Annotated in this window: 11 protein-coding genes and 1 pseudogene; 10 read left to right on the top strand and 2 right to left on the bottom strand. The window is 33.4% G+C overall.

Annotated features, from left to right (window positions below; genetic code table 11):
* Window positions 1–258: 258 nt before the first annotated feature.
* From IPU53_RS06125 to IPU53_RS06145, 5 genes and pseudogenes are all read left to right on the top strand, one after another.
* Entirely contained in the window at window positions 259–2,037 is a 1,779-nt protein-coding gene (locus tag IPU53_RS06125) for an ATP-dependent nuclease (protein WP_207448929.1), read from the top strand.
* Window positions 2,021–3,640, top strand: a complete 1,620-nt coding sequence (locus IPU53_RS06130; RefSeq protein ID WP_207448931.1) for a UvrD-helicase domain-containing protein — start codon at window positions 2,021–2,023, stop codon at window positions 3,638–3,640. The genes IPU53_RS06125 and IPU53_RS06130 overlap by 17 nt, the downstream gene beginning before the upstream one ends.
* 999 nt (window positions 3,641–4,639) lie before the next feature.
* Entirely contained in the window at window positions 4,640–5,092 is a 453-nt protein-coding gene (locus IPU53_RS06135) for a DinB family protein (protein WP_207448933.1), read from the top strand.
* A 217-nt stretch (window positions 5,093–5,309) separates the two neighbouring features.
* On the top strand, window positions 5,310–5,699 hold the full coding sequence (locus IPU53_RS06140) for a GNAT family N-acetyltransferase (protein WP_396019910.1): 390 nt from the start codon (window positions 5,310–5,312) through the stop codon (window positions 5,697–5,699).
* Window positions 5,700–5,869: 170 nt separating this feature from the next.
* Window positions 5,870–5,995 (top strand): annotated as a pseudogene (locus tag IPU53_RS06145) (RCC1-like domain-containing protein); the annotation flags it as partial.
* Between the two features lie 140 nt (window positions 5,996–6,135).
* Here IPU53_RS06145 and IPU53_RS25570 read toward each other — a convergent pair.
* Together IPU53_RS25570 and vanR are read right to left on the bottom strand one after the other, a co-directional pair.
* Window positions 6,136–7,239 (bottom strand): sensor histidine kinase, encoded by a 1,104-nt coding sequence (locus IPU53_RS25570; protein ID WP_396019911.1) that lies wholly within the window; start codon window positions 7,237–7,239, stop codon window positions 6,136–6,138.
* Window positions 7,232–7,939, bottom strand: a complete 708-nt coding sequence (gene vanR / locus IPU53_RS06155; protein ID WP_207448937.1) for a VanR-ABDEGLN family response regulator transcription factor — start codon at window positions 7,937–7,939, stop codon at window positions 7,232–7,234. The genes IPU53_RS25570 and vanR overlap by 8 nt, the downstream gene beginning before the upstream one ends.
* A 465-nt stretch (window positions 7,940–8,404) precedes the next feature.
* On the opposite strand from vanR, the gene IPU53_RS06160 reads away from it, so the two are divergent.
* From IPU53_RS06160 to erm(A), 5 genes are all read left to right on the top strand, one after another.
* Complete coding sequence (locus IPU53_RS06160; RefSeq protein WP_207448939.1) at window positions 8,405–9,307, top strand: D-alanyl-D-alanine carboxypeptidase family protein; 903 nt, start codon at window positions 8,405–8,407, stop codon at window positions 9,305–9,307.
* Between the two features lie 45 nt (window positions 9,308–9,352).
* Window positions 9,353–10,018: an N-acetylmuramoyl-L-alanine amidase family protein gene (locus IPU53_RS06165; protein ID WP_207448941.1), complete on the top strand. Its 666-nt coding sequence runs from the start codon at window positions 9,353–9,355 to the stop codon at window positions 10,016–10,018.
* Between the two features lie 446 nt (window positions 10,019–10,464).
* A complete protein-coding gene (locus IPU53_RS06170; RefSeq protein WP_207448943.1) occupies window positions 10,465–10,980 on the top strand; it encodes a DinB family protein in 516 nt (171 codons plus the stop codon).
* A gap of 309 nt (window positions 10,981–11,289) precedes the next feature.
* Window positions 11,290–11,349: an erythromycin resistance leader peptide gene (locus IPU53_RS25575; protein ID WP_207449158.1), complete on the top strand. Its 60-nt coding sequence runs from the start codon at window positions 11,290–11,292 to the stop codon at window positions 11,347–11,349.
* Window positions 11,350–11,406: 57 nt separating this feature from the next.
* Window positions 11,407–12,138, top strand: coding sequence for a 23S rRNA (adenine(2058)-N(6))-methyltransferase Erm(A) (erm(A), locus tag IPU53_RS06180; RefSeq protein WP_207448945.1), 732 nt, complete (start codon window positions 11,407–11,409; stop codon window positions 12,136–12,138).

Raw genomic sequence — 12,138 nt, forward strand, 5'->3', positions numbered from 1 at the left:
TATTAGATTCGGTTATGTTGAGATTAGTTATCCTTATAATATAGGCAAGTTCTATGTGATTTTATCCTTTTTACTCAGAATAGCTTTATTCAAGAACAAATGTTTGGTATAATTTGATAGCAACCATTTAAGAGGGAGTATTTTAAATAGTTAACTATCAAAAAGAGTTTAGTCTTTGGCTGGTCAATTAAAATAGGAACTCTGATTTTACAGGGCAAAACTATTATTAATAAATTGGTATGAAGGAGATTTCCTAAAATGAAGATTGAATGGATAAAGATAAAAGGATTTAGAAATTTTGATAATGAAAAAATTAATTTTGCGGATCAAACTTTAATCATAGGAGCAAATGATATTGGGAAAACGAATTTAATATTCGCGTTACGGCTTCTATTTGATCGAAGTTTAAGTGATAGAGATTTAGATTTATTTAACAGTGATTACAACGTGTATACAAAGTCCGAATCGATTGAAATTACAGTTAAAATCACGCGTGTAAAAGAAGATTGTTTATTAACTGTATTTAAAGGTGATTTGAACGAAGGAACAGTATATATCCAATATAAAAATTCAAAAAATGGAGAGTATAGTATTTTCTCAGGTCCTTCTGAGGAACTATTGGAACCAAAAAATTCGCGTTTTTACATTAAACGATTAAATATGGAATACGTAAATACAAATCGTAATTTAGAATCTTTTATAAAACGAGAAAAAAACCAAATTCTTGAGGACGCTAAATTACAATTGACAGAGGAACAAGCTCAGAATGACCAAAAGTCCATACTTAAAATAAAGAGAAGTTTAGATGTTGTAAATAAAAGAGTTGATCATTTGAATTATATTCAGCAGTCTCTGGGTAAAGTAAACGAAGAGTTAAGCTCGCTTGCTATACATAATGAAGGGCAAACGTTGACTTTTAAAAATGCTAATTCAGATGCCAATAAAATGTTAGATAATCTTGAACTGACTTACAATACAGATGAAGGTGCTTTAACTTTAGGGGGGGATGGTAGAAATAATCAAATATTTTTAGCTACATGGATTTCTAAACAAAAAAATATTAATCCCTTAGAAAAAGTAACTTTCTATGCTATAGAAGAACCAGAGGCACATTTACATCCACAGCAACAACGCAAGCTTTCAAGCTATTTGTTAGATAAATTTGAAGAGCAAGTTTTTATTACTACACATTCTCCATATATTGCAACAGAGTTTAAACCAGACAGGATTGTTAAACTACATTCCAAAAATAAATCAACCAAAGCAGCAAAAGGTGGATGTAGCGAAGAATTAAAAGTGAATTTTGATGACTTTGGTTATAGGTTAGATGCAATTACATCCGATGTATTTTTCGTAAATGCAGTATTTCTAGTAGAAGGTCCTTCAGAAAAGCTATTCTATACTGCCCTGGCGAAACAATTAGATATCGATTTAGATAGATTGAATGTCTCGATTATATCTGTCAATGGTGTAGGGTTTAAACCGTATATAAAGATCTGTTTAGCTTTAGATATTCCTTTTGTATTAAGAACGGATAATGATATTTTCAATAAAACAAGAAAAATTCAAGAGAAGGACTTTGAGTTTTCTTTTCAAGCGGGTATATCTCGTGTGATGGGAATATACACAGAACTTTTACAAACGGGTAATAATCAATATTTAATAAAGTATTGGGAAGAACACGAGCTAGAAAATGAATGGTTAAAGACCGAAGAGCGTCCACAGAAAGCTTTTAATCTCGCAAATTATATCATTCAAGAGGTAGAAAAAAACAATATATATTTGTCGGAAATTGATCTTGAGAATGACTTAGTTAATAGCAGTTTATTTAGCTCGTTAAAAAAATTCTATAATACTAGAGCAATAAAAAGTACAGTAGATAAGATGCAAAAAGCAAAGGCTGAAAACATGCTGAAATTCTTAAAAACTCATTTCGATGATTTGGAATGTTTAAGAGATGATAAAATTTCTGATCCACTTAAACAAATAAAAACATTAGCTGAAAAGGTTGTTAGCGAGAATGAAGAAAGTAACTAAGCCTACAAATGAACAATTAAAGATTATTGAAGAACCAGGAAATTTAGTTGTGACTGCTAAACCAGGTAGTGGTAAAACATATACAATAGTAGAAAAAATTATAGATATATCTAAAAATTTGTTGAGCTATCAAGGTATTATAGCTATTTCATTTACTAGAAAAGCTAGTAAAGAGTTGGAATTCCGATATAAGAGGAAAAACATAGAAAATAGTAATCACTTTTTTGGGACCATAGATAAGTTTTATATTTCTGAAATTATCATACCTTTTGCAAAGTTATTATGCGGTAAGGGTGAGCCATTGGAAGTAAAGGATTCTATCGATGAGCACCCTAAATATAAGGGGTTAAAAAACCTAAGTGAAAATAAAGCTGGTGAAGGATTATTTGAATTACTTAAGGAGTCATTACGAGAAGGTTTAATATTCTTAGAAATTTGTGGTGAAACAGCATTATATATACTAAACGAAGTTCCACAATGCTTACTTTATCTTAAGGCAAGATATACTCATATTTTTATTGATGAGTATCAAGACTGTGGTGAAATTCAACATGAAATATTCTTAAAGTTAGTTAATCAAGGAATTAAAGGTATAGCGGTAGGAGATTTAGATCAGGCCATCTATGCATTTAGTAAAAGATATTCAAGGTATTTATTATCATTAATAGGGGAAGATGATTTTACTCATTTAGAAATTACCCGCAATCATAGGTGTCATAAATCGATCTCGGATTATTCTTTAGAACTAATGGGAATCAAGAGAGAAAATATTGAAAAAGAGAAGAGAGTATTTAAGGTTAACATCTTAGGAACAGATGAAGATATTATTCATGCTATAGAAGAAAATTTTGAGGAATTAAAAGAAAAATATAATCTAAGTAAAAATAGTGATTTTGCAATTCTATGTAGAAGTAACGGCACAGCTAGAAGAGCCGCTGAGTTTTTAACAATAGATAATAAGTTATTTGTTGATACAGTTTTAGATAACATTAGTGGTAACTGGGCAATTCTGTACAACGATCTTTTATCTTCCTTCTATTTATATCAAATGAATGAGATTACTGTTCTTGATTTTGTAAACAGATATATAAATGAAGAATTAAACTATAAGGAATTTCGAAAAGGATTAGAACTGGTTGACAAAATATTTAGGTTAAATGAAAGTGAACTTAAATCTAACATTAAAGATTTTTACAGTATCGCCCAGCTGGTATATCCAGAGCAAAAAGATGAGCGAATTTTCAAGATGCTAAAAGAGGTTCTGAATAATGAAGAGGCGTTATACAGTTTCAAACCGGCATCAGAGAATGAAATTAACATTATGACTTTGCACAAATCAAAAGGGTTAGAATTTAAGTGTGTGTTTTTATTAGATTTATATAAATGGATTTTACCACCAGAAGGGGATTGGGTATCTGAGGAAGATTATGTTCAAGCATTAAATTTACATTATGTCGGGATTACAAGAGCTATTGAATCCTGTTTTATCATGGTGGGAAGCCAAAGGTATAGAGTGAGACAACAAGATTTTATTATGGCTCAAGAATCGCCATTTCTATATTTGAATGGTACACCTAATTTAAGAGTAGATTTAAATTGGTAATATATATAAATAACCTAATTTTGATAGCGATGTTTTGTGATGGAAAAAGTTAAAAGTAATCAATCTTTTTTTCAAAATGGGTGGATTTGTTTTACTATAAAATCAGCTTTTGTGCAAGTATCATCAAAACCATGGAGCATCTAAAATCAGATGATCCCATGGTTTTTAATATGATTAGATGTTAATCAATCGGGTTCGATTGTGGAAGTGGATAGAAAATGATCAAACTTTATTATAAAAAATGTATAATAATTTACAAGAGAAGAACCCATTTTGATCAATCCTTTTTTAAAACGTATTCCTTTTATTTACCCTAAAATTAGGTTTTGTGGGATACTTTTGATCAAACTTTATTCCAAAGCTACATGTGTTGTAGCTTTAAAATAAAGTTTTAACCGTTTATAAAAAAGTAAGACCGTTTTACCCCTTTGGATTTTATTGTCTAAAGGGGTGTTTTTGAAAAGGAATATCTAAAGTAAATGGCTTAAAGAAGGTAGAGAAGCCGGAAGTGGAGTATGGCTGAATATTCTGGGTGCTTCATCCTGTGGCTTTGAAATAAAAGAAGAAGTAAAAGAAATGAAAACAAAATTTGTTAACGAAATCTTGGAAACCTTATTTCAAGGATTAGCGTTCCATAAAGACAACTGATGGAATGTGGATAAATTACCAGGTAATAATAATTAAAGATTGATAAATGTTACTTTTGCTTGTTCTAGAGTGGGACGCGATTCTAGAAATCAGCAACATTGACAATATAGTTTGAATATTATATTATCATTATATAAAATGATAATATAAAGGGAGGAATTCATTGGAAGGATAAGCTGATTTACTTCTTTATCCTGTGCGTAAAGCAATTGTTGCTAAACAAACAACTGACGATAGCTCAACTTGGAGAAATACTTGAAGATGTTCCTCAAGCTACGGCCATTTAATAGAGTAGCATCAGGTTTAAACGAAGGAAAGTGAGATGGAAGATCTAATAAAGGAGGAATTATTATGGGACAGGTAAATCAAATGATGACTGAATGGTTACAACACCGTAATGTGTTGGAGGAATTGTTAGAATCCATCGATGACGAACATATTGATTTCAGACCATGGGAAGATGCTATGACACTTGGTGAACTGGCGTTACATATTGCTGGGTGGAACGATGTGTTCGTTTCAATGGTCACAACAGAGGATTTTGTTCCACCGGACATTCCTGAATGTAAGACGATGGGAGATGTACGCAAAGCTGTAAAGGACTTCACGAAAAAGACAAAGGCTACATATGAATCATTGACTGATGCAGATTTGGAAGCAGAAAACAATTCATCACACCCGAAACTTCAAGGGGCAAAGAAAAGATATCTTATTGCAATGTATGATCACGAAATTCATCATAAGGGTCAACTTTTTGTTTACGTACGTATGATAGGAGCCAAGGAAGTCCCGTTTTTTCGCTAATTATTGTTCTATGAAGAGAAAAAGCCCCTTTCCAAAGCTCAAGAACATTTGCTTGTCAAAGGCTTATAATTATATTTAAACGGGAAAACATGCCTGTAAAAAATAAAGTTGAGCGGCAAAGGGGAGGGAAATGGATGGGCAATATGATACTTCGGAATGTGATTGAGGACGATCTTCCTGTTTTTTTAAACACCAGCAGGATAGTGAAGCAAACGAGATGGCTGCATTTACTAGTAAGAATTCAAATGATTGGAATAGCTTCGCTGAACACTGGAACAAAATACTTACGAATAAGGATATTATTAATCAAACGATCATTGTTGAGAACACCGTGGTCGGCTATGTCGCATATTTCGAGCAGTTCGGAGAACCAGAAATTAGCTATTGGATTGGAAAAGAACATTGGGGAAAGGGAATCGCAACAAACGCATTACGGGAATTTTTAAAACAGATTAGAGTTCGCCCACTTTATGCCCGTGCCGCAAAAGACAATGTTGGATCATTAAAGGTTTTAAAGAGATGCGGATTTACGATTACAGGTGAAGACAGCGGGTATGCAAATGCACGTGGTAAAGAAGTTGAGGAGTTTGTTCTTACTCTTAACTAAAGAAATTAAATCGCAATACACGATTGCTGAAGGTCACAGCTATAAAAGGTTATTTTTATGGTAAAACAATATACGACAATCGCTAGACTGTGAGCATGTCAAACTATTAAATAAAACAGCGTTTAAGAAAGGAATGAGAAAAATTGAAAAGGTCCTTTCTCAAAGATACCATAGCGGCGGGGCCTCGTCATAGCCTTGGCCTTAAATCTGATGGAACGGTGATGGCTGTGGGTGATAATAAATATGGCCAATGTGATGTGAGCGATTGGCGCGGCATCCAACTGCCTAGTAATTAGTTTTCAATGAATTGAAAAGCTTAGATTCCGTCGTTACAAATAAGAACACTTTCTAGCTTGTCAGGTATATCAAACCAAGCTAGAAAATGTTCTTCTTACATATCCTATAAAAGGAAACAAAGGATTTTCTCTTTAATTTCCTACAAAAGGGTTGGAAGATAAATATTAAATACAACTTTATCATCTGAGCTCGAAACAGAAATGGTTCCCTGATGGAGTTCCACAATTTCCTTTGCAATAGCTAGTCCTAGGCCAGCACCGCCTGTATTGGTGCCCCGTGAGGAATCTAAGCGATAAAATTGCTCAAAAATGCGGTTTACTTTTTCTTCAGGGATGGTATATCCTTCATTTTCGAACCGAATGCTAATGCCCTTGCTTTCCTCTTTAATTTCAATGGTGATCGTACTATCAGGAAAACTATAGCTGACTGCATTGCGGATAATATTATCAAATACACGCTCCATTTTGCCCACATCACATTTTATATCAAGCTTGTCAGGAGAGATGAGCTGAAATGCTAGTTTTTTTTCATTAAGCAGTGGTTGAAACTCAAAGGTTAATTGCTCAAACATTCTAATGACATTCACATGACTTAGCTCAAGGGTTAGTTTGCTTAAGTTAAAACGAGTGATTTCGAAAAATTCATTAATTAAATCTTCTAAACGAATGGCTTTATCTAATGAAATGGATGTGTATTTTTGGCGTAGCTCATTTGAAATCTCCTGTTCATCACGAAGTAAGGTTAAATAGCCAATAACTGAGGTAAGCGGTGTTTTTAGATCATGGGCAAGATAAACGATTAAGTCATTTTTTCTTTGTTCAGCTTCCTTCGCTAATCTATGATTTTGAATAGAGCTTTGTTTAATTTGATTCATTTGATCTTCCACCTGTTTAAGTTCCCGCGGTAATCTAATGAGATCCTCATTTGAGGAAGCCAATTCATTACTTGCTTCTATAATGGTATCAAAATAATAAATAATCCTTTTCCAACTGATTAAAACAATGATGATAAACCCGATAATCCAACAAAAAGCAAGAAACAAAATAGGATTTTTATTAATCGGACTAAGCAGAACATTGTATACAAAATTGTCAGCATACCAGGTGAACAGTGATAGAACGAATTTTACAAATAAAAAAGTTAACACTAAGCCGCCTGTGAACAAAACCACCATTAAAGAGAATTTATCAATGATGGCTCTTTTTAAGTCTTTTCCTGAATAACTTGGATTTTGATTATTCAATGGTGTAGCCAACTCCCCACACTGTCTTAATAAATTTCGGGTTTCTAGCCTTCTCTTTCATCTTTTCTCGTAAACGACCAATATGGGCCATCACCGTGTTATTGTTATCTAAGTAATTTTCTCCCCAAACGGCTTCGAATAGCTCTTCAGATGAAACGACCTTTCCTTTATTCTCACACAGGTACCATAAGATAGAAAATTCAAGAGGTGTGAGGGGCAGTTCTTTGCCGTATAGGTGACATTTATGATTGACTTTGTTAATGTACAATCCGGCAAAATCATATATTTCTGGATTGGCTGACTCTATGTTTTTGTTTGCTTCTGTATGGTTATATCGCTTGTACCTTCTTAATTGCGCTTTTACCCGAGCGACCATTTCCAACGGGTTAAAAGGTTTCGTAATGTAATCATCTGCACCAAGCGTTAGACCGGTAATTTTATCGATATCCTCTATTTTTGCGGTAAGCATAATAACAGGGTAATGATAGTTTTCTCTAATACGCTGGCAGAGAGTAAAACCATCTATTTCTGGTAACATAATATCTAGTAAAGCTAAATCAAAAGCAGTAGTTTGGATACATTTTAATGCATCTTTTCCGTTAGAGTATCTATGAACATTAAAGCCCTCATTAGTAAGGTATACTTCAATTAAATTTGCAATTTCCGTTTCATCCTCTACAACCAAAACTTTTGTTGGCATTCTCTCACCCTTCTTTTTTAAGCTCAAACCACTTTCTATTTATAATATTTTATCGAGGTTTGACAGGAACCTATAGTATTTATTTCTTCATTTTAGCAATTTTATCAGCTATTACTAGTATTGCCAATCTCGTATATAAACTTAACTAAGCTATGTTCATGAAATTATACTAGCACCGCCAGTTAATTGTAGTCAACAGTACGTTACCAAGTGCTTCGTAGGAATTCCGTAAGATTTTATTAATAAAATCGTATAAGTTCCTTAAAGAAAAACAAATAACCGAAACACTTTGTTTTAGTACGATTGAAGTGCAAACAAAGAGTTTTTTTATTTTCCCTTTTCATTAATTTCGACACAGAGGTGACAACGAGAAAATCCAACAGACAAATAGCAATATAAGAAGGTAGAAATAAATTAGACATTATATATAATTATGTGAATTAGTTAGTGAAAGGAAGAGCCGATATGAGAAGGTTTTTAGCGATATTATTGATCATTACTGTTGTAGTGTTCATGTTATTTAGAGTGGCAGATAAAGTGAACTTAGATGTGAAAAAGGACTTTCCCTTTTTTAATACAGAAGAATACGCCAGTCAATATATTTATGTGTTTGATAGAGAAACAGGAGCTATAATGTATGAAAAGAATGCACAATCTAAGACATTTCCAGCATCGCTCACAAAGATCATGACAACGATTGTAGCACTTGAGCATATTGACGACTTAACGGCAATTGCTCCAATAGATACAGAAACGCAAAGTGAAATGTTTTCAAACAACGCTATGATGGCGGGTTTTAATGCTGGGGAATCAGTAACGTATCGAGATCTTTTATATGGAACAATGTTACCCTCTGGTGCCGAAGCGGCTAACTCCCTTGCTGTTCATGTGGCAGGAAGTGTTGAAAATTTTGTTCAAATGATGAATGACAAGGCTATTGAACTAGGATTGAATAGCACACATTATACTAGTCCAGAAGGTCTCCATAATAAAGATCAGTATACGACAGCTTCTGACATGGGCAAGCTTTTAGATTATGCATTAGATAATGAAGATTTTAAAGCGGTTTTTACAAAAGAGACATTTCAGACAACGTCAACTACACACCATCCTGATGGAATTTTCTTAGAATCCACTGTTCTCGCGTCCCTGAATAAAGAAAAGCAAAATGGCTTTAAAATTATTGGTGGAAAGTCAGGTACAACGGATGAAGCTGGACAATGTTGGGCAACACTTGGGTTGGTAGATGACCGTGAATATATAAGTATTGTCATGGGAGCTCCTTTAGAAGACATTAGTCATCCAGATAATAAGCAAATAGTGGATACGCTGAAGTTGTATAAAAAAATTAAGGCTGGTGAGCTGTAAAAATATATACGTGTTACTTTTATAGAATAGAAAGAAGGGATAACCATGAAAAAAAAGATAGTATTTATTATATTGTCCTTATTACTAATCCTAATATTAGTGGTTAACATAAGCAAACACAGCAATAATAATGATAACGATAAAAGTTATACTGATTTAAAGGTTGTTATTGACCCGGGGCATGGTGGTGAAGATAACGGAGCAACAGGTGTCAGCGGTCAGTTTGAAAAAGATTTCACTTTGAGTTTGTCGAAAAAAGTGGAAAAACTATTGAAGCAGGAATCTGGAATTGAAGTTTTTATGACAAGAACGGATGATAGCTATATTTCACAGGAAAGTAGATACAGACCTAAATATGCCAATAAACTAAATGCGGATCTATTTATATCTATTCACGGAAATACTTTTTCAGATCCCGATGTTTCGGGTACGGAAACATTTTATTATCATAAGAATTCACGCCTTCTGGCTGAGGTTATACAGAAGCATGTGGTAGAAGCAACTGGATTTAAGGATAGAGGAGTACAGAAGCAAAATTTATTTGTTGTAAAAGATACGAAAATGCCGGCCGCTCTTATAGAAGTAGGGTATCTGACAAATCCTCAAAATGAGTCCAAAATGTGGACAGACGATTTTCAATCAGGCATTGCCACTTCAATTGTTGAAGGGATTAAAGAGTATGAAGAAAGTTCCAAAAAGCAAATCTTTTAAGGGGATGTACAGAATACTTAAAATAAATTTTAAACGTTTGTATAAAAGCTAATGTCATAAGGGTTAGAGAATAATGCGATTTGCTCAAACTTTTTGAAAATATGTTCCTTCCGTTTTGTATTGATTTTTTTCAATTGTTAATCAAATGATTGTTTCGATAAGTACATATCCTTTACCACTGCTAATATATTCTGAGCAAACCTTAATGCCAAATTCTACCCTGTCCCAATAAAAAAATTAACGGCCAATAATCGAACTAGCGCTTTTATGGAGTTATTTAAATCCTATAAAACAGTTTTTCATAAAATAGCTGATGATATATAACTAAACAGTGCCAGATTGTTGAATAAGGCAGAAATAAATGAACTTCCCTGACAGAGTTTGTCAGGGAAGAGATTGTATAATGGGATAAAGCCATAAAAAGATAAAATAAGGAGGAGCCTTAAATGAAGCACCATGCCTTACAGCTGTATGACTATCATATCTGGGCGAATAATAGATTTTTCGAAAGGTTAAAGGATCTGCCAAATAGCGTTTACACCCGGGAAGTCCAAAGCGTCTTCCCCTCAATTGCAGAGACATTTGTTCATATGTATACGACGGATACAATATACCTTGGTGTAATGCGGGAGAATAGTATGGATGAGATTCAATCTTCCATAATACTGGAGCATGAAAAGGCAAAGGATAAGGGTCTCGAAGAAATGGAAGCCTTGTATGCAGAACAAGTTAAACTGTATAGAGCCCTTTTCAGTAGTCAAGAAGATATGGACAAACCTATAACTACGGAACATCCGACATACGGACGATTGGAAACCAATCTTTCAGAAATTGTGCAGCATCTCGTCAATCATGGTACATACCACCGCGGGAACCTTACCGCTATGATTCGGCAGCAGGGGTATCCTAGTGTACCGACGGATTATATTATGTATCTTTATGAGATTCAAGCGAAGAACTAATTTATTACGATAAAGGGAACTATTTTTAAAATAAAACTTAAGATTATAAGCCATTTTATTGTTATATTTTTTAGGTAGTGAAGTATTTTACAATGGAGGATCTAGTCATGGGCATGAGGAATTATCTGATTGAAGGTGTTTCCCGCACCGATAAAACCTTGATGCACGGATCGCGAGAATAATTTGCAAAGATGATATAATTAGCTATATAAAAACAAGTCATGGAGGGTTAAACATGTGTGCTTGCATAGCGGTTGTAGATTTTACTTTATCTCTTTCATAATGAAAATATTGGAAAGGAGATAAACTATGGGGATATTTTCTATATGTGTTGTTAAAAGAGTTCATTATCAACCAGATCAAAAATAATTGGTTATAATGAACTCTTAAGATCAGTTCGTTATAACCAGCAAGGAGAAGGTTATAATGAACGGAAAAAATCCAAAAGACACACAAAATTTTATTACTTCCAAAAATTATGTAAAAGAAATATTAGATTGTACAAATATTTGTAAACGAGACAATGTGATAGAAATCGGATCTGGAAAAGGACATTTTACGAAAGAACTAGTTAAAATGAGTCGATCCGTGACTGCTATAGAAATTGACGATGATTTATATAGAATCGCTCAAACTGCGTTGAATCCTTTTGTGAACATAAAGGTGGTTCATACGAACATTTTAAAGTACGCCTTTCCGAAAAATACAGACTATACAATATTTGGAAATATCCCATTTAATATAAGTACGGATATTGTTAAAAAAATTAATTTTGAAAGTCAGGCAAAATATAGCTACCTTATCGTTGAGAAAGGTTTTGCGATAAGACTACAAAATTTGCAACGGGCTTTGGGGTTGTTATTGATGGTGGAAATGGATGTAAATATCCTAAAAAAAGTACCACGAGCGTATTTTCATCCTAAGCCGGGTGTGGATTCTGTATTAATTCTTCTTGAACGACACGATCCATTGATTTTGAAGAAAGACTATAAAAAGTACCAAACTTTTGTATATAGGTGGGTAAATAAAGAATATCACACTCTTTTTACTAAAAATCAATTCAGAAAAGCCTTGAAGCATGCAAATGTCACGAATCTTAATAAACTTTCAAAGGAACAATTTATCTCAATTTTCAATAGCTACAAGTTGTTTCACTAA

It is taken from the genome of Bacillus sp. SD088 (assembly GCF_017355205.1).
Taxonomy (GTDB): Bacteria; Bacillota; Bacilli; order Bacillales; family Bacillaceae_C; genus Lederbergia.

Bases quoted from the DNA above. Each gene is read 5' to 3' on its own strand.
- IPU53_RS06125 (WP_207448929.1), top strand. From the start codon at position 259: ATGAAGATTGAATGGATAAAGATAAAAGGATTTAGAAATTTTGATAAT.
- IPU53_RS06130 (WP_207448931.1), top strand. From the start codon at position 2,021: ATGAAGAAAGTAACTAAGCCTACAAATGAACAATTAAAGATTATTGAA.
- IPU53_RS06135 (WP_207448933.1), top strand. From the start codon at position 4,640: ATGGGACAGGTAAATCAAATGATGACTGAATGGTTACAACACCGTAAT.
- IPU53_RS06140 (WP_396019910.1), top strand. From the start codon at position 5,310: ATGGCTGCATTTACTAGTAAGAATTCAAATGATTGGAATAGCTTCGCT.
- vanR (WP_207448937.1), bottom strand. From the start codon at position 7,939: ATGCCAACAAAAGTTTTGGTTGTAGAGGATGAAACGGAAATTGCAAAT.
- IPU53_RS06160 (WP_207448939.1), top strand. From the start codon at position 8,405: ATGAGAAGGTTTTTAGCGATATTATTGATCATTACTGTTGTAGTGTTC.
- IPU53_RS06165 (WP_207448941.1), top strand. From the start codon at position 9,353: ATGAAAAAAAAGATAGTATTTATTATATTGTCCTTATTACTAATCCTA.
- IPU53_RS06170 (WP_207448943.1), top strand. From the start codon at position 10,465: ATGAAGCACCATGCCTTACAGCTGTATGACTATCATATCTGGGCGAAT.